The 16,452-nt window shown below is 68.0% G+C and carries 18 protein-coding genes; 11 read left to right on the forward strand and 7 right to left on the reverse strand.

Annotation, left to right across the window (positions count from 1 at the left end):
- The first annotated feature begins 69 nt into the window (after window positions 1-69).
- Window positions 70-735 (forward strand): RDD family protein, encoded by a 666-nt coding sequence (locus MRAB57_RS15960; RefSeq protein WP_077088213.1) that lies wholly within the window; start codon window positions 70-72, stop codon window positions 733-735.
- Here MRAB57_RS15960 and MRAB57_RS15965 read toward each other — a convergent pair.
- The 3 genes from MRAB57_RS15965 to MRAB57_RS15975 are packed head-to-tail and all read right to left on the reverse strand — an operon-like array spanning window position 732 to window position 3,388.
- Complete coding sequence (locus MRAB57_RS15965; protein WP_077088214.1) at window positions 732-1,694, reverse strand: TIGR03564 family F420-dependent LLM class oxidoreductase; 963 nt, start codon at window positions 1,692-1,694, stop codon at window positions 732-734. The two genes, MRAB57_RS15960 and MRAB57_RS15965, sit on opposite strands and share 4 nt — an antisense overlap.
- 12 nt (window positions 1,695-1,706) lie before the next feature.
- Window positions 1,707-2,450 (reverse strand): hypothetical protein, encoded by a 744-nt coding sequence (locus tag MRAB57_RS15970; RefSeq protein WP_077088215.1) that lies wholly within the window; start codon window positions 2,448-2,450, stop codon window positions 1,707-1,709.
- Window positions 2,451-2,452: 2 nt separating this feature from the next.
- The gene (locus tag MRAB57_RS15975) at window positions 2,453-3,388 is read right to left on the reverse strand and encodes an NAD-dependent epimerase/dehydratase family protein (RefSeq protein WP_077088216.1); all 936 of its coding nucleotides are present in this window, start codon (window positions 3,386-3,388) and stop codon (window positions 2,453-2,455) included.
- A gap of 87 nt (window positions 3,389-3,475) precedes the next feature.
- On the opposite strand from MRAB57_RS15975, the gene MRAB57_RS15980 reads away from it, so the two are divergent.
- Together MRAB57_RS15980 and MRAB57_RS15985 are read left to right on the forward strand one after the other, a co-directional pair.
- Complete coding sequence (locus MRAB57_RS15980) at window positions 3,476-4,651, forward strand: acyl-CoA dehydrogenase family protein (RefSeq protein ID WP_077088217.1); 1,176 nt, start codon at window positions 3,476-3,478, stop codon at window positions 4,649-4,651.
- Between the two features lie 30 nt (window positions 4,652-4,681).
- Complete coding sequence (locus MRAB57_RS15985) at window positions 4,682-5,848, forward strand: cystathionine gamma-synthase (RefSeq protein ID WP_077088218.1); 1,167 nt, start codon at window positions 4,682-4,684, stop codon at window positions 5,846-5,848.
- Window positions 5,849-5,918: 70 nt separating this feature from the next.
- On the opposite strand, the gene greA is transcribed toward MRAB57_RS15985, so the two are convergent.
- Together greA and MRAB57_RS15995 are read right to left on the reverse strand one after the other, a co-directional pair.
- The gene (greA, locus tag MRAB57_RS15990; protein WP_077088219.1) at window positions 5,919-6,413 is read right to left on the reverse strand and encodes a transcription elongation factor GreA; all 495 of its coding nucleotides are present in this window, start codon (window positions 6,411-6,413) and stop codon (window positions 5,919-5,921) included.
- A 213-nt stretch (window positions 6,414-6,626) separates the two neighbouring features.
- Window positions 6,627-7,061, reverse strand: a complete 435-nt coding sequence (locus MRAB57_RS15995; RefSeq protein ID WP_077088220.1) for a DUF4307 domain-containing protein — start codon at window positions 7,059-7,061, stop codon at window positions 6,627-6,629.
- A 126-nt stretch (window positions 7,062-7,187) separates the two neighbouring features.
- Here MRAB57_RS15995 and mca point away from each other — a divergent pair, with 126 nt between their 5' ends.
- From mca to MRAB57_RS16020, 5 genes are all read left to right on the forward strand, one after another.
- On the forward strand, window positions 7,188-8,060 hold the full coding sequence (gene mca / locus MRAB57_RS16000; RefSeq protein WP_077088221.1) for a mycothiol conjugate amidase Mca: 873 nt from the start codon (window positions 7,188-7,190) through the stop codon (window positions 8,058-8,060).
- Window positions 8,057-8,344 (forward strand): hypothetical protein, encoded by a 288-nt coding sequence (locus tag MRAB57_RS16005; RefSeq protein ID WP_077088222.1) that lies wholly within the window; start codon window positions 8,057-8,059, stop codon window positions 8,342-8,344. The genes mca and MRAB57_RS16005 overlap by 4 nt, the downstream gene beginning before the upstream one ends.
- Window positions 8,331-10,349, forward strand: a complete 2,019-nt coding sequence (locus MRAB57_RS16010) for a thioredoxin domain-containing protein (RefSeq protein ID WP_077088223.1) — start codon at window positions 8,331-8,333, stop codon at window positions 10,347-10,349. The genes MRAB57_RS16005 and MRAB57_RS16010 overlap by 14 nt, the downstream gene beginning before the upstream one ends.
- Before the next feature lie 13 nt (window positions 10,350-10,362).
- Window positions 10,363-10,746 (forward strand): nuclear transport factor 2 family protein, encoded by a 384-nt coding sequence (locus MRAB57_RS16015; RefSeq protein WP_077088224.1) that lies wholly within the window; start codon window positions 10,363-10,365, stop codon window positions 10,744-10,746.
- Window positions 10,747-10,870: 124 nt separating this feature from the next.
- Complete coding sequence (locus MRAB57_RS16020; protein WP_108638095.1) at window positions 10,871-11,869, forward strand: IS481 family transposase; 999 nt, start codon at window positions 10,871-10,873, stop codon at window positions 11,867-11,869.
- Here the strand turns inward: MRAB57_RS16020 and trhA are convergent.
- Window positions 11,866-12,603 (reverse strand): PAQR family membrane homeostasis protein TrhA, encoded by a 738-nt coding sequence (trhA, locus tag MRAB57_RS16025; RefSeq protein ID WP_077088226.1) that lies wholly within the window; start codon window positions 12,601-12,603, stop codon window positions 11,866-11,868. The two genes, MRAB57_RS16020 and trhA, sit on opposite strands and share 4 nt — an antisense overlap.
- A 108-nt stretch (window positions 12,604-12,711) precedes the next feature.
- Between trhA and MRAB57_RS16030 the strand changes: the two genes are divergently transcribed.
- The 3 genes from MRAB57_RS16030 to MRAB57_RS16040 all read left to right on the forward strand — a co-directional run bounded on the left by MRAB57_RS16030 (window position 12,712) and on the right by MRAB57_RS16040 (window position 15,331).
- Window positions 12,712-13,500: a (2Z,6E)-farnesyl diphosphate synthase gene (locus tag MRAB57_RS16030; protein ID WP_077088227.1), complete on the forward strand. Its 789-nt coding sequence runs from the start codon at window positions 12,712-12,714 to the stop codon at window positions 13,498-13,500.
- Window positions 13,501-13,670: 170 nt separating this feature from the next.
- Entirely contained in the window at window positions 13,671-14,759 is a 1,089-nt protein-coding gene (locus MRAB57_RS16035) for a methyltransferase (protein WP_077088228.1), read from the forward strand.
- 155 nt (window positions 14,760-14,914) lie between these two features.
- Complete coding sequence (locus tag MRAB57_RS16040; protein WP_077088229.1) at window positions 14,915-15,331, forward strand: hypothetical protein; 417 nt, start codon at window positions 14,915-14,917, stop codon at window positions 15,329-15,331.
- Between the two features lie 74 nt (window positions 15,332-15,405).
- On the opposite strand, the gene coaA is transcribed toward MRAB57_RS16040, so the two are convergent.
- The gene (coaA, locus tag MRAB57_RS16045; RefSeq protein ID WP_077088230.1) at window positions 15,406-16,344 is read right to left on the reverse strand and encodes a type I pantothenate kinase; all 939 of its coding nucleotides are present in this window, start codon (window positions 16,342-16,344) and stop codon (window positions 15,406-15,408) included.
- Between the last annotated feature and the right edge of the window lie 108 nt (window positions 16,345-16,452).

The raw sequence follows: 16,452 nt of genomic DNA on the forward strand, positions 1-16,452 counted from the left end.
CCGGGTGGCCGGGGCCCTCAGGTACTGTTATGCGGCTACCCCAGCTAACTCGCCGTGGAAGGTTGTCCCATGACCGATCAACCGCCGCCTGGTGGGTCTTACCCGCCATCTGACCCCGGATTTTCCGGCGGGCAGGAGCCGCCCTCCGGCGGTTACGAGCCGCCACCGCCCCCGCCGCCGGGCGGAGGTTATCCGCCGCCGCCCCCGCCGTCGGGCGGGTACGCGCCACCGCCGCCCGGACCGGCCGTCCGCGCGCTGCCGACGGAGTCCTACACGCCGTGGCTCACCCGGGTGCTGGCTGCCCTGATCGACAACGTCCCGCTCGCGATCGTCTACACCATCGCGTGGGTGATCGCGCTGGTCACCCAGCAGTCGTCGTGCGTGGCCAACATCAGCCAGTACGACGTCAGCCAGTACTGCTACTCGCAGGACTCCGTCATCGGCCTGTTCGCGCAGGGGTTGGCGTGGCTGGCGATACTCGTCTACGGGATCTGGAACTTCGGTTTCCGCCAGGGCACGACCGGATCGAGCCTGGGCAAGTCGGTGATGAAGATCAAGGTGGTCAGCGAGAACACCGGGCAGCCCATCGGTTTCGGGCTGTCGATCGTGCGCCAACTCGCCCACATCGTCGACGCGCTCATCTGCTATATCGGCTTCCTGTTCCCGCTGTGGGACGCCAAGCGGCAGACCCTGGCCGACAAGATCATGACCACGGTGGTCCTGCCGATCGCCTAACCGGCCGCGCCGAAACCCACCGTCGCGAGGAATTCCTCGGTGCGGCAGCGTGATTCGCTGCGCGCGGCCGCGCTGTCGCCGAGCGCGATGACGCGCGCGGCGAGGTCGGTGACGCCGGCGTCGCGGTAACGGCCCAGCCTGGCCAGGATCGCGGCCTCGTCCCCGGCGGCCATGGTGTCGCCGACGTCGGTGGCGTCGCCGCGTTCGAGGAGCTTCAGGTAGTTCGGTGACAGCTCGGCGTGGCCCAGCACCTGATTGGCGTGGGCGCGCGCCCGGTCGACCTCGCCGGCGGCGCACAGGGCGACGGGAACGCCGGCGACCACGCGCGGGGACCCCCGCCCCGCCGCCTGCGCGGCCGCGGTGATCCGCGGAACGACGTGTTCGGCGACGGCGCGTTCGTCGGCCATCCACAGGATGGTCCCTTGCGTGTGCTCGCCGGCCAGCCGCAGCATCGCCGGCCCCAGGGCGGCCAGCAGCACCTGCGGCGGCCCGGTGTCGGTGACGTCCAGTGGGCTGCGCACCCGGTACGTGTCGTTTTCCACCTCGACCGGGCCCGGCGCGCGCAGCGCCGGGCCCAACACCTGCAGATAGTCGCGCACCTGGTGGGCCGGACGGTCGTAGGACAGGCCGAGCTGGTCTTCGATGATCCAGTGATGCGACGGGCCGAGGCCGAGCGTAAACCGGCCCGCGCAGGCGGCGCCGGTGGTCAGCGCCTGCTGCGCCATCGCGATGGGGTGACGCGTCTGGATCGGCACGATCGCCGTCCCCAGCTCAATGTGCTTGGTGCGCTGGCCGATCAGGGCGAGCACCGACATGGCGTCGAGGTATCCGGGAACCTGCGGAAACCAGAACGACGCGAAGCCGTGGTCTTCGGCTGACTGGGCTGTGGACAGCAGGCGACCCAAACGTTCAGCCGGCGGGCAATCCCTGTCGGTGCCGACCATCAGCCCTACCCGCACAGCGGTCCCGTCTTACGGCACATAGCGGTCCCACTCGTAGGGGATCACCGGATGAAAGGGCGCGGCGAAAAGCGGTGTGACATCGACACTTTGCCACCGCCGCTCGAGGGCGGCGCGCAGGCGCGTGGCCACGGCCACCGGGTCGTCGTCGAGGAAGCAGTACGTGAACAGCTGGCCCGGCGGGGCGGCGGCCAGCCGCTCGTCGACGCGCAGCGACTCGAACGACCAGACCCCGGCCACGCCGTCGACCGCCGACAGGTCCGCCGGCGCGGCGGTGCCCTGCTCAATCATCAAGTAGGCGCCCAGGATTGGCCGCCACGGCAGGACGTCGGCGCCGACCTTGACCCGCGCCGCGGCGGCCTTGGTCTGCAGCCCGTAGACGCCACGCTCGACGTGTGGCAGCAGCGCCAGCTTGCGTCCTGCGTCGCCCAGCGCAGTGGACAGCTCGTTGAACGCGTCGAGGCCGCCGAGGTCGGCGAAGAAGTATGTCATCACGTGATCGACTGCGTCGAAACGGTTTCCGGTGACGGCCCGGGCGGCGCGGCACTGCGGCGTGGACACCAGGCGCAGCGAGGCGCGAACCGACGACAGCCGGTGCTGCTCGGGCCGATGGTCCAGGGTGTGCCAACGTAGATACTCCGCGTCGGTGCCGTGCGGATGCCGGGTCGCCATCGAGACGAACGCGGTGGTGATGTCGCCGCGCCCGGCGGCCAGCACCTCGGGGACCCGGTCGGACGGTGTTCCGGGAAACTCCATCGTCACCTCACCGCCGGAGTCGTCGACGGCAGCGTGATCTCGGGGTGACGGCTGGCGACCATTCGTTGGAACCCCTCGCGCCAGGAAACCTTTGTGCGTCCGAGTATTTCGTGCATGTGAGTGACGTCGGGCCACAGCGGGGTGTGCGCGTCGGGTGAGTATTCGAAGATCGGCGTCACGCCGGCCAGCTCGCCCAGGTATGCGCAGTAGTCCTCGACGCTGACGGTCTCGCTGCCTGCCCAGTTGACCACGACCGGCGGGGTGTCCGCGACTTCCATTGCCCGGATGCCCAATTCGACGTAGTCGTCCTCGTAGATCGGGTTGTAGTTGTTTGGTGTATCGGGGTGCAGCCGAATCGGCTTGTGCGCCAACATCATGTCCAGGCGGTCGGCCGGGGCGCCACCCTCGGGGCCGTACGTGGAGCAGATCCTGATGATGGTCAACGGAATCCGGTGCGCCTTGGCGACCCAGGTGCACACCGCCTCGGCGGCCACCTTGGAGAAGGAATAGTTGGGCCGCAACGGAACCCCGGGCGGGTCGTCCTCGGTCAGCGGGCGCTGACCCTGGTAGGCGTAGATCGAACCCGTCGAGCAGAACACGAATCCCTTGGCCGCGCGGCAGTGGTACAGCAGATCGCCCGAACGCTGGGCGTTAGTGTGCAGGCAGTGGGCCCAATCCCGCGCGCCGGGGTCGACGGCCGCGTGAAAGACGTAGGTGAAGTCGTCGGGCAGCCGCGAAAAGTCGTCCGTGCTCACGTCGAACGCGATCGGAGTGATGCCGGCGGCGGTCAGCTTGTCGCGGTCGGCGGGGTCGCGCAAGCGCGCGGCGCCCCACACTTCGTTGTCGGCCGCGAGCTTCCGGGCGATGGGAAAGGCGATCTTCCCACTCGCCCCGGTGATCAGGATCTTTTGTCCGCGCAGGGCTTTGCTCCTTTGCAAGGCGGGGTGCCCAAGTAGGTTCTCTTGCTCGACGCCTGAATGTCAAGTGCTTGATACTCATCGCCGTGGGCCGTTAAATGATGGGCGATGGAGCTTACTTTCGGCGCCGAAGTCGAGGCATTCCGAGCGGATTTCATCGCTTTCCTCGATGAACATCTGCCGGACGAGGCGACCGCCGCGCACCGGTCGCGGTCGACGTCACACCTACCGCAATGGGCGCGGGACTGGCAGCGCCTGCTGTTCGACCACGGCTGGCTGCTGCCCGGCAACCCGCCGGAGTTCGGCGGGCGCAATGCCAGCATTCTGGAGCTGTACGTGTACCGCGAAGAACTCTCGCGGCGGCGCATCTATCACTCGTTCAACCCGCAGGGCGTGGGCATCATCGCGGCGTCGGTGTTGACGTTCGGCACCGACGAGCAGAAGCGGCGCTGGGCGGTGCCGATCCTGCGCGCGGAGCTGACGGCGTCGCTCGGCATGAGCGAACCGGGGGCCGGATCCGATCTGGCGGGGCTGCGCAGCAGGGCCGAGCGCCAGGGCGACCATTTCGTGGTCAACGGGCACAAGCTTTGGACGTCCGGCGCGCACGACGCCGACGTGTTGCTGACTTTTGTGCGCACTGATCCCAGCGCGCAGAAGCACCGCGGGCTCAGCGCGCTGCTCATTCCCCGCGACAGCCCCGGGGTGTTATGCCGGCCGTTTCCCGCCGTGTACGACCGCGACAACTACGACTTCAACGAGGTGTTCCTGACCGACGTCCGGGTGCCCGCCGAAAACCTGGTCGGCCCGCTCAATGGCGGCTGGCAGGTGGCCAACGGCTCGCTGATGCACGAGCGCACGCTGATGTGGATGGCCTTCGCCGACCGGCTGCGCGACATCCTCACAGACTTCCGACCCGTGCGGGCCGTCGATCGCGACCGCTACGCCACCATCGCGATGGATACCCAGGCCCTTCGGCTGCTGGGGTCGGCGGCGCTGGCCCGCGAGGCCAGGGGCGAGGGCAACGGCGCGGGCATGTCGGTGCTCAAGCTGCTGGGGTCGGAGGCCGAGCAGAATGCGGCCGGCTGCGCCCTGGAGGCCGCCGGGCTCGACGGCCTCGGCGACCCGATCATGACGGCGCCGTACAACCCCTACCGCCCCGACCTGTTCACGGCCGGCTGGTTCGCGCGCTACATCGGCACCTTCGCGGGCACCACGGCCGGCGGCACGTCGGAGATTCAGCGCAACATCATCGCCGAGCGGCTGCTGGGTCTGCCCCGAAGCTGAGGGCGCCGCCGGTCACTAAGCTGATCGTCGATGAGCGAACACGGTAAGGCAGACCACCGCATCGCCGGGCTGGCGACCAAAGCCATTCACGCCGGCTACCGCCCGGACCCGGCGACCGGGGCGGTCAACGCCCCGATCTACGCCAGCAGCACCTTCGCCCAGGATGGCGTCGGCGGGCTGCGCGGTGGCTTCGAATACGCGCGTACCGGCAACCCGACGCGGGCGGCGCTGGAGGCCTCGATGGAGGCGGTCGAAGGCGGCGCCTACGGGCGAGCGTTCAGCTCCGGGATGGCCGCTACCGACTGCGCCCTGCGGGCCATGCTGCGGCCCGGCGATCACGTCGTCATCCCCAACGACGCCTACGGCGGCACCTTCCGGCTGATCGACAAGGTGTTCACGCAGTGGCAGGTCGACTACACGCCGGTGGCGCTGTCGGACCTGGATGCCGTCGCCGCCGCGATCACCCCGAAGACCCGGCTGATCTGGGTGGAAACGCCGACCAATCCGCTGCTGTCCATTGCCGACATCGCTGCCATCGCGCAGATTGGCGGCACGCGCGGAGCAAAGGTTTTGGTGGACAACACCTTTGCATCACCGGCGTTGCAACAGCCGTTGGCCCTGGGCGCGGACGTCGTGTTGCACTCGACCACCAAGTACATCGGTGGGCATTCCGACGTGGTCGGCGGCGCGCTGGTCACCAACGACAACGAGCTAGACGACGCCTTCGCCTTCCTGCAGAACGGAGCCGGCGCGGTGCCGGGCCCGTTCGACGCCTACCTGACGATGCGCGGACTCAAGACGCTGGTGCTGCGGATGCAGCGGCACAGCGAAAATGCTTCTGCCGTAGCCGAATTCCTCGCGGCGCAGCCGTCGGTCGACACGGTGCTGTATCCGGGCCTGCCGTCGCACCCCGGGCACGAGGTCGCCGCGCGGCAGATGTCGGGATTCGGCGGCATGGTGTCGGTGCGCATGCGCGGCGGCCGCGCGGCCGCCGAAAAGCTGTGCGCCCGCACCCGGGTTTTCATCCTGGCCGAATCGCTGGGCGGGGTCGAGTCGCTGATCGAGCATCCCAGCGCCATGACGCACGCGTCGACGGCCGGTTCGCAATTGGAAGTGCCCGACGACCTGGTGCGGCTGTCGGTCGGCATCGAAGACATCGCCGACCTGCTGGCCGATCTCGAGCAGGCGCTGGCCTAACACGCCGAGCAGACGCAGAATCGCATGCGCAACGCGCGTTTCGTGCGATTCTGCGTCTGCTCGCGCTGCTTCAGGAGTGGTACGGCTCCGCGCTGAGCAGGGTGACCTCGACGGTGTTGCCGTTGGGCACCATGTAGCTGCGGGTGTCGCCGACCTTGGCGTCGATCAGTGCGCCGCCCAGCGGTGAGTTCGGCGAATACACCTCGAGCTTGCCCTCGTTGACGCCCTCCTGGCGGGTGGCGATCAGGAAGGTCTCGGTGTCGGACTTGTCGCCGTTGTAGTAGACCTTCACCACCGAACCGGGCAGCGCCACGCCGGACTGCTTGGGCGCCTCGCCGACCTTCGCGTTGTTGAGCAGGTCCTGCAGCAGGCGGATGCGGGCCTCTTGCTGGCCCTGCTCCTCGCGGGCGGCGTGATAACCGCCGTTCTCGCGCAGGTCGCCCTCTTCGCGGCGATCGTTGATTTCCGCGGCGATGACCGGACGGTTCGCGATCAGCTGATCAAGCTCGGTCTTGAGCTTGTCATGTGATTCCTGGGTCAGCCAGGTCACCTGGGTGTCGGTCATCTCGTCGTGCTCCTCGTCTTCTTGCTCCGCGTATCCGCGTAAGTCCTGAGCCCCGTTGCCGGGGGTATCCGGGTCCTAGCCGGTGCTGCCGTTCCGTCCACCCACGGCCTCTAATGCAGCAATACACGGTCCCAGTAGGAACCGTGCATTCACCCATGTTACCACTGTGGAAACAGATGATGACTGCATTCGGGTTCGCCTTGTGTTCTGCGGTCAGGCCGCGCGCAGGTAGGCCGGGACGTCGGCGCCGCATCCGTAGATGTCGGCCATCGCCGGCGGTCGTGCGGACTTCACCGTCGTGGTGACCTGCACGGTGTGCGCCTCCGACGGCGGAACCAGCACCTCGCGCCGGCCCGTTTCGCCGCCGTCCCTGGCGCGCACCCGCACGATGCAATCCACCGGGCGCGATGGGTCGGATCGGGTCACGCTGATTGTCACCGACGCGGTTTCGGAATCGATCACCTGATAGCCGGCGAGCGAACCGGAGACGTCGCTGGTGCCCAACCGCTGGTAGCCGATGACGGCCACCGCGATGCCGGCCGCGACGACCAGCACACCCAGCACGATCACCACCCGATGGCGCGCAAGGCGCGACAGGTGGGTACGCCCATAGCGGGCGGCCGGACGCGGAATGGAAGTCTGGGTCATGGCTGTTTCATAACTGCGCTGTTGGCTGCCGGACCCTGGCCGACAGCATGCTGATGATCGGGAACTGGAATTATAGGGTGACTCTCTAGTTTTTGAGCGCAACCGTCAGTACCAGCAAGGGGGCACGTGAGCGAGCTTCGGTTGATGGCGGTGCACGCCCACCCCGACGACGAATCCAGCAAGGGTGCGGCCACCCTGGCCCGGTATGCCGACGAGGGCCATCGGGTGTTGGTGGTGACGCTGACCGGCGGCGAGCGCGGCGACATCCTCAACCCGGCGATGGACCTGCCCGACGTGCAGGAGCACATCTCCGAGATCCGCCGCGACGAGATGGCCAAGGCGGCCGAGATCCTCGGCGTGGAACACCACTGGCTGGGCTTCATCGACTCCGGCCTGCCCACGGGCGATCCGCCCCCGCCGCTGCCCGAGGACTGCTTCGCACTGGTGCCGCTGGAGGAGTCGGTCGAGGCGCTGGTGCGCGTGGTCCGCGACTTCCGCCCGCACGTGATCACCACTTACGACGAGAACGGCGGCTACCCGCATCCCGATCACATTGCCTGCCACAAGGTTTCGGTGGGCGCGTACGAGGCGGCCGCCGACTACCGCCGCTTCCCGGATGCCGGCGAGCCGTGGGCGCCTTCGAAGCTGTACTACAACCACGGCTTCCTGCGCGCGCGCATGCAACTGCTGCACGACGAAGCCATCAAGCACGGCCACGAGCCGCCGTTCCAGAAGTGGCTCAAGTTCTGGGACCCGGAGCACGACCCCTTCGAATCCCGGGTGACGACGCGCGTCGAGTGCTCGGAGTACTTCAGCCAGCGCGACGACGCGCTGCGCGCGCATGCGACCCAGATCGATCCGAACGCCGACTTCTTCGCCGCCCCGATCGCCTGGCAGCAGCGGCTCTGGCCCACCGAGGAATACGAGCTGGCGCGCTCGCGGGTTCCCGTCCGGCTGCCCGAGGACGACCTGTTCGCCGGAATCGAGGACCACGCGTGAACCACCTTTTGATCACGCTGATTGCTGACGGCCCGCACAACAACGGCCCGGACTTCGGCAAGGCCAGCCCGATCGGGCTGGTGGTGATCGTGCTGCTGCTGATCGCCACGCTGTTCCTGCTGAGATCGATGAACCGGCAACTGAAGAAGGTGCCTGAGTCATTCGACCCCCAGCACCCCGAGCCCGATCAGGCCGCCGACGAAGGCACCGATGTCATCGGCGAGGGCCCGGAGCAGACGGGCGGCCCGACACGGCCGCCGGGGCCCGGCGATGAGCCCGGCTGAGTCGCCGGCGACCAATACTCTCGGGCTGGCCACCAGTCCGTATCTGCGCCAGCACGCCGACAACCCGGTGCACTGGCAGCAGTGGACGCCGCAGGCGCTGGCCGATGCCGCCGCGCGCGACGTGCCGATCCTGCTCTCGATCGGCTACGCCGCCTGCCACTGGTGTCACGTGATGGCCCACGAATCGTTCGAGGACGACGAGGTGGCCGCGGCGATGAACGCCGACTTCGTCTGCATCAAGGTCGACCGCGAGGAACGCCCGGACATCGACGCGGTCTATATGAACGCCACCGTCGCGCTCACCGGGCAGGGCGGCTGGCCGATGACGTGTTTCCTGACGCCCGACGGCCGGCCCTTCTTCTGCGGCACCTACTACCCGAAAGACGGCTTCCTGCAACTTCTTTCGGCCGTCACGCAGACGTGGCGCAGCCGTCGCGGCGAAGTCGAGGAGACCTCCGACCAGATCGCCGGTGAGCTCCGCAAGATGGCTTCGTCTTTTGGGGGAGACCGGCCAGGCGGGCCCGACGTCGCGCCCGAGCTGTGCGACCACGCGGTCGCGGCCGTGCTGCGCGACCAGGATCCGGTGCACGGCGGCTTCGGCGGCGCACCGAAGTTCCCGCCGTCGGCGCTGCTCGAGGCGCTGCTGCGCAACTACGAACGCACCGGCTCACCGGCCGTGCTGGAGGCCGTCGAGCGCACCGGCAACGCGATGGCCCGCGGCGGCATCTATGACCAGCTGGCCGGCGGCTTCGCCCGCTACAGCGTCGACAACGCGTGGGTGGTACCGCATTTCGAGAAGATGCTGTACGACAACGCGCTGCTGCTGCGGGCGTACGCGCACTGGGCCCGCCGCACCGGTGATCCGCTGGCGCGCCGGGTCGCCGCGGAAACCGCGCGGTTCCTGCTGGACGACTTGACCGACGGCGACATGTTCATCTCGTCGCTGGATGCCGACACCGATGGGCGCGAGGGCGCCACCTACGTCTGGACCCCGCAGCAGCTGATCGAGGCGCTCGGCGAGGACGATAGCCGTTGGGCGGCTGAGGCGTTCGCGGTCACCGCGGAGGGCACCTTCGAGCACGGCGCGTCGGTGCTGCAGCGCCCCGCCGACCCCGACCCGCAACGCCTGCAGCGCGTCCGGGCCGCGCTGCTGGCCGTCCGTCGTACCCGGGCCCAGCCCGGACGCGACGACAAGGTGATCACCTCGTGGAACGGGCTGGCGATCACCGCGTTGGCTGAGGCCAGTGTGGCCCTGGACGAACCCGAATTCGCCCGCGCCGCAGTGCGGTGCGCGACGGCGCTGCGCGACAGTCACATCGTCGACGGCCGGTTGCGCCGCGCCAGCCTGGGCGGGGTGGTCGGTGACAGCGCGGCCATCCTGGAGGACCACGGGATGCTGGCGACCGGGCTGCTTGCGTTGTATCAACTTACCGCCGAGGGCATTTGGCTGAGCACGGCGATCGAGTTGCTCGACACGACGCTGCAACACTTCGCGGATCCGCAGCAGCCCGGTGGCTGGTACGACACCGCCGACGACGCCGAGCAGCTGATGCTGCGCCCGGCCGACGCGCTCGACGGCGCGACCCCGTCGGGTGCGTCGGCGATCACCGAGGCGCTGCTGACCGCGGCGCACCTGGTCGACGGCGACCGCACGCAGCGATACCTGCAGGCCTCGGCCGCGGCGCTGGGCGTGCATTCGGTGCTGCTGGCGCGGGCGGCGCGGTCGGCCGGGCATTGGCTGGCCGTCGCCGAGTCCGCGGTGCGCGGGCCGCTGCAGATCGCGGTCGCCTGCGACCCACCACGCTCGGGGCTGCTGGCCGACGCGCGCCGGCTGGCGCCCGGCGGCGCGATCGTCGTGGGCGGCGAGGTCGACTCGTCGCCGCTGCTGGTCGGCCGCAACCGGATAGCCGATGCCGACGCCGCCTACGTGTGCCGTGGGCAAGCCTGCGACCTTCCCGTCACCCGGACAGCGGAACTGGCTGTCGCCCTTGGGGTGCCGGGGTAGTAGCGTGCGTGCCATGCCGACTGCCGACGACAAGGTCCAAGCGATCACCGACACGGTCAACCGCTACATCGCGCTGCTTGGCGACGGCGATGTGGACGGCTTGGTCGGCCTCTACGCCGACGACGCGACCGTCGAGGACCCGGTGGGTGGCGAGGTCCACATCGGCAGCCAGGCGATCAAGGGCTTCTACTCCGCCGTCGCCAACGTCGACCGGCAGGCCGAGCTGGTGTCGCTGCGCGTCGCCGGCAACGAGGCGGCGTTCCACTTCCGGCTGACCATCACCGCGGGTGACACCAAGATGCAGATCGAGCCGATCGACGTGATGGTGTTCGACGGCCGCGGCAAGGTCAGCGCCATGAAGGCCTACTGGTCGGCGGCCGACGTCACCAATCTGTAGCGGGCTAGATGTGATGTCCAGGGAGGTTGTCCCGTTCGGTGTCGGTGAGCCTGTGTGACAGGTGAAGGCCTCCGGTTGTGAAGTGGAGCTGTCTAGAAACCGCTTCACCAACCAGGAGGCCTTCGTGTCCCACGTTAACGCTGCATTGACCCCGCGCGCCCGTTTGAGGCTTGCCCAGCTCGTCGTCGAGCAGGGTTGGACCTACGCCGCAGCGGCCAAGATGTTCATGGTCGCGGAACGAACGGCCAAAAAGTGGGCCGTCCGATACCGCACCGAGGGGCCTGCCGGCATGCTCGACCGCAGTTCAAGGCCGCATCGCAGCCCGACCAAAACCAATGTTCAGCTGATGCGGCGAATCGTGAAACTACGGTGGCGCAAGCGACTGGGGCCAGTTCAGATCGCTGGTCAACTCGGCATGGCGGCCTCGACCGTGCACGCCGTGCTGACCCGCTGCCGAATCAACCGGCTCTCGCACATCGATCGCGTCACCGGCGAACCGCTGCGCCGCTACGAGCATGACTATCCGGGTTCATTGATCCATGTCGATGTCACCAAGTTCGCCAACATCCCCGACGGTGGGGGTCACAAGTTCATGAGTCGCCAACAAAGCAGACGCAACGCCCGCCAGACCGCCCGCCGCACCGGCGAACGCAACAAGCGATATCAACCCAGAATCGGAATAGCGTTCTTACACACCGTTATCGACGATCATTCCCGCGTGGCATACGCCGAAATATGCACCGATGAAAAAGCCTCCACCGCCATCGGCGTGCTCCGACGTGCCATCGCGTGGTTTGCCGATCATGGGGTCACCGTCGAAAGGGTCTTGTCCGACAACGGCTCGGCCTACCGGTCCTACGCCTGGCGTGACGCCTGCACCGAATTGGGCATCACCGCCAAGCGAACCCGCGCCTACCGGCCCCAGACGAACGGCAAAGTCGAGCGATTCCACCGCACTCTTGCCGACGGCTGGGCCTACGCCCGACTCTACGAATCAACCGAACACCGCAACGACGCTCTACCCGGCTGGCTGCACTCCTACAATCACCACCGAGCCCACTCCGCCCTCGGAGGCCAGCCACCGGTCACCCGACTGACCAACCTCCCTGGACAGCACAGCTAGAACACCACGAACCACATCGCGATGTAGTGGCAGATCGCCGCTACCGCGGTGCAGGCATGGAAAAACTCGTGATAGCCGAAGGTCGTCGGCCACGGGTCGGGCCAGCGCAGCGCGTAGAGGATGCCGCCGATGCTGTACAGCGCGCCACCCACGAACAGCAGCACCATCGCGGTCACCCCGGCGTTGTGCAGGATTTCCGCGGTGTACCAGACCGCCACCCAGCCCAGCAGGATGTAGAGCGGCACGCCCACCCAGCGCGGCGCCGACGGCCACAACATCTTCAGCAGGATCCCGGCCGCCGCGCCGCCCCACACGATCCACAGCACGACGCGGCCGTCGGCGGGCGACAACGCCAGCAGGGCGAACGGCGTGTAGCTGCCCGCGATGAACACGAAGATCATCGAGTGGTCGGCCCGCTTCATCCACTTCTGGGCGGTCGCGGACTTCCAGTGCACGCGGTGATAGGTGGCGCTGACGCTGAACATGATGATGGTCGCGAAGGTGTAGAGCAGCGTCGCCAGGCCGGCCCGGGTCGAGCCCACCGCCCACGACACCGCGACCAGCGAGGCGCCCGCGAAGACGGCGGTGCCCGCCGAATACACGTGGATCCAGCCGCGGAAGCGCGGCTTGGTCAGCACCCGGGTGACGCCCTCGACCAACTGCTGTGTGGCGTTGGCCGCGAGTCCCCGGGGTTCGGATTCCTCGGAGGTGGCTGTGCTGGTCTGCCCACTCATACCGACCAACACTAGTGGGCGATAAGCCGGGGACGGCCGTGAACTGCCCGCGATATTGCTGGGATTGCACGCCGGATTTTGCTGACGCCCACAGTAGGGTGGATCTTCGTGGAGGTTATCCCGCCACGGTTCAAAGAGCCGTTGTACCGCGTCTACGAGCTGCGGTTGCGGCAGGGTCTGGCCGCCTACAAGTCCGACCTTCCCCGGCACATCGCGGTGCTGTGCGACGGCAACCGCCGCTGGGCGCGCGACGCCGGCTACGTCGACGTCAGCTACGGCTACCGGATGGGCGCGGCGAAGATCGCCGAGATGCTGCGCTGGTGTGAGCAAGCCGGCATCGAGATGACCACCGTGTACCTGCTGTCCACCGAGAACCTCCAGCGCGACGCCGACGAGTTGGCCGCGCTCATCGAGATCATCACCGACGTCGTTGAGGAGATCTGCGCACCGGCGAATCGCTGGAGCGTGCGCACGGTCGGGGACCTCGAGCTACTCGGTGAGGAACCGGCGCGCCGGCTGCGTGACGCGGTGGAGTCGACACCGGGCACCGCGCCCTTCCACGTCAATGTCGCGGTGGCCTACGGCGGGCGGCGCGAGATCGTCGACGCGGTGCGCGCGCTGCTAAACAAGGAGCTCGCCAACGGCGCGACCGGCGAGGAGCTCGTCGACGCGGTGACCGTCGAGGGCATCTCCGAAAATCTGTACACCTATGGACAACCCGATCCGGATCTGGTGATTCGCACGTCGGGGGAGCAGCGGCTGTCCGGCTTCCTGCTGTGGCAGAGCGCCTACTCGGAGATGTGGTTCTGCGAGGCGCACTGGCCCGCGTTCCGCCGGGTCGATTTCCTGCGTGCCCTGCGCGATTACAGCCAGCGGCATCGCAGGTACGGCAAGTAGCTCGTGGCCGATCTGCGCGGACGCGTCGCCGTCCCCAGCGATTGGCCCCCGCGCTGACAACGCTGGTTGTAACGGTCAAACGACCCATCCCGCGGGCGCTCGGCAGCGAATACGTTGTGTGCGACCGACCGGTCCGCAATGTGTTCACATCGAGTCCTTAAGGGGGACTTATGTTTTCGCCATTGATTCCGCCTGCCCGAGTCGTCCGGGCGATCGAGATCGCCCGACATCACCTTGGCCAGCTGCACCAACGCATGGTGCCGCCGCCGGCCGCGATGATGGAGCTGATCGGCAATGCCTGGGTTGCGCAGGCGATTACCGCGGCGGCCGACCTCGGCATCGCTGACGCATTGGCAAAGGGCCCGCTGTCGATCGACGAGCTGGCCGCCGCGCTCGACGCGGACGCCGACACCGTCCGCCGCCTGCTGCGGGCGTTGATCAGCCGCGGCGTCTTCCGCAAGCTGGGCGACGGGCGCTACGCCCTCACCCCGCTGGGGGACACGCTGCGCAGCGACGCCGACGTCTCGCTGCGGGCCTTCGCGCGTTTTACCGGTGCGCCCCAGCATCGGGAGCACTGGAGCCATTTAACCGACGCGATTCGCACCGGCCAGGCCGTCATCCCCGCCCTGCGCGGCAAGTCGGCCTTCGAGTGGATCGCCAGCGAACCGGAACTCGACGAGATCTTCAATGACGCCATGACGGGCGTATCCGAGCTCGCGATCGCGCCGGTCATCGCCGGCTACGACTTCAGCCGGTACGCGACGATCGTCGACGTCGCCGGCGGCCACGGCCGGTTCCTGTCCGCGATTCTGCAGGCCACGCCGCAAGCCCGCGGCATCCTGTTCGACCAGGCCCACGTCGTCGCGGACGCCCCGGCCCTACTCGAGCACTATCGGGTGGCAGACCGGGTTCGGGTGGCCGGGGGCTCCTTCTTCGACACCGTGACCGAGGGCGGCGACGCGTACGTCCTCAAGCACATCATTCACGACTGGCCCGACGACGAGGCGGTGCAGATCCTGGGCAACATGCGGACGGCGGCCGGGCCCGGCAAGCACGTATTGCTGGTGGAGTTCGTCCTCCCCGGCCACGACCGCGAGTTCGTCGGCAACTGGCTGGACCTGGAAATGCTCGTCGGGGCCGGCGCTCGGGAGCGCACGGCCGACCAATACGGCGAGCTGCTGGGCCGCGCCGGGTTTCGCATGACGAGGGTGGTGAAGACGGTGTCACCGGTCAGCGTCGTCGAAGCAATTGCCGTCTGAATCTGAATTCGTCGCCGAGCAAGGGAATATCGGGCACGAATAGCTCGTCTTTCTCTCCGTGGCAGTAACTGGCAACGCCACGCGTCGATTTGGCAGTGCTCCGGTGGCTCCCTCAAAGCTGTCCGACCCCAACCGCCATCGCGAGGAGTAACCACATGACCGCTGTATCCGGTATCCAAACCAGGCGCCTGTACGACTCGACCGACTCACTGTTGCGTTTCGCCATCCGCGCCGACGCCGCGTTGACGGGAGTGTGCGGTCTGGCCGTCGCACTCGTCGCCGACCCGCTGTCGTCGCTGAGCGGCCTGCCCCCCGGCGTCGAGTACGGGCTGGCCGTCTTCTTCATCCTGTACGGGGTGGTCGGTCTCGGCCTCGGGGCCACGTCGGACCTGCGTCGCGCCGGCATCGGCTTCGTCGCCGCCAACACCGCTTTCACCGTGGGCGCCGTGGCGGCCGCCGAGGCCGTGCCGATGACCGCTACGGGGATCGCCGCATCGTTGGCCAGCGCGATGTACACCGCGGCGTTCGCACGGTTGCAGTACCTGGGGGTGCGCCGGCTCGAACCGGCGTAACTCTCTGCCCGCCGGTGCGGGGCGCCTCCGCTCCACCCCTGCGGAGTGCCGCCCCGCGCCGGCCATTTCGAACCTTAGAGCTTGCGCAGGCGCAACCGGTTGATGGAGTGGTCGGCGTCCTTGCGCAGCACCAGGGTGGCGCGGGGCCGGGTCGGCAAAATGTTCTCCACCAGATTGGGCCGGTTGATCGACCGCCAGATCTCGCGGGCGGCGGCGACGGCCTTGGGGTCGTTGAGGGCCGAGTAGTGGTGGAAGTGTGACTGCGGGTCGGCGAACGCCGTGCTGCGCATGGCCAGGAAGCGCGACACGTACCACTGCTCGATGTCCTCGATGCGGGCGTCCACATACAACGAGAAGTCGAACAGGTCCGACACCATCAGGGTCGGGCCCGTCTGCAGGACGTTGAGACCCTCCAGGATCAAGATGTCCGGGTGCCGGACCACGTGCTTGGCCCCGGGCAGCACGTCGTAGCGCAGGTGCGAATACACCGGCGCGCACGCGTAGTCGGAACCGGATTTCACCGAGGTCACGAATCGCATCAGCGCCCGGCGGTTATAGCTTTCCGGAAAACCCTTGCGGTGCATCAGGTTTCGCCGATCCAGCTCGGCATTGGGGTACAGGAAGCCGTCGGTGGTGACCAGGTCGACGCGGGGGTGGTGCTCCCAGCGGGCCAGCAGCGCCTGCAGCACACGGGCCGTGGTCGACTTGCCGACCGCCACGCTGCCCGCGACACCGATGATGAAGGGCACCGGCCGGTCCGGGTTCTGCTGCGGTTCGCCGAGGAACTCCGACGTCGCGGCGAACAAGCGCTGCCGGGCGGCGACCTGAAGGTGAATGAGCCGGGCCAGCGGCAGGTAGACCTCTTCGACCTCGAGCAGGTCGATTTGCTCACCCAGGCCGCGCAGGCCTACCAGTTCCTCTTCGCTGAGGGCCAGCGGCGTCGACATACGGAGCGCACGCCATTGCTTTCGGTCGAACTCCACATAAGGGCTCGGCTCGCTCAGCCGCGGCATAGTGCTCAGTGTGGCAGCAACCACCACACGCCCGACGGCTGGGCTGGCAAAAGCACGGGTTGATAGCCAGAGCAGCCTCGCAGTGGGTTCAGCTGGCCGACTACTCTC

Source organism: Mycobacterium rhizamassiliense (genome assembly GCF_900157375.1).
GTDB classification, from domain to species: Bacteria; Actinomycetota; Actinomycetes; order Mycobacteriales; family Mycobacteriaceae; genus Mycobacterium; species Mycobacterium rhizamassiliense.

What these genes read in the sequence shown, in the direction of transcription:
- trhA (WP_077088226.1), bottom strand. Translation starts at nt 12,603, where the DNA reads ATGAGTGGGCAGACCAGCACAGCCACCTCCGAGGAATCCGAACCCCGG.
- greA (WP_077088219.1), bottom strand. Translation starts at nt 6,413, where the DNA reads ATGACCGACACCCAGGTGACCTGGCTGACCCAGGAATCACATGACAAG.
- MRAB57_RS16015 (WP_077088224.1), top strand. Translation starts at nt 10,363, where the DNA reads ATGCCGACTGCCGACGACAAGGTCCAAGCGATCACCGACACGGTCAAC.
- MRAB57_RS15980 (WP_077088217.1), top strand. Translation starts at nt 3,476, where the DNA reads ATGGAGCTTACTTTCGGCGCCGAAGTCGAGGCATTCCGAGCGGATTTC.
- MRAB57_RS16040 (WP_077088229.1), top strand. Translation starts at nt 14,915, where the DNA reads ATGACCGCTGTATCCGGTATCCAAACCAGGCGCCTGTACGACTCGACC.
- MRAB57_RS16010 (WP_077088223.1), top strand. Translation starts at nt 8,331, where the DNA reads ATGAGCCCGGCTGAGTCGCCGGCGACCAATACTCTCGGGCTGGCCACC.
- MRAB57_RS15985 (WP_077088218.1), top strand. Translation starts at nt 4,682, where the DNA reads ATGAGCGAACACGGTAAGGCAGACCACCGCATCGCCGGGCTGGCGACC.
- MRAB57_RS15995 (WP_077088220.1), bottom strand. Translation starts at nt 7,061, where the DNA reads ATGACCCAGACTTCCATTCCGCGTCCGGCCGCCCGCTATGGGCGTACC.
- coaA (WP_077088230.1), bottom strand. Translation starts at nt 16,344, where the DNA reads ATGCCGCGGCTGAGCGAGCCGAGCCCTTATGTGGAGTTCGACCGAAAG.
- MRAB57_RS16035 (WP_077088228.1), top strand. Translation starts at nt 13,671, where the DNA reads ATGTTTTCGCCATTGATTCCGCCTGCCCGAGTCGTCCGGGCGATCGAG.
- MRAB57_RS15960 (WP_077088213.1), top strand. Translation starts at nt 70, where the DNA reads ATGACCGATCAACCGCCGCCTGGTGGGTCTTACCCGCCATCTGACCCC.
- MRAB57_RS15970 (WP_077088215.1), bottom strand. Translation starts at nt 2,450, where the DNA reads ATGGAGTTTCCCGGAACACCGTCCGACCGGGTCCCCGAGGTGCTGGCC.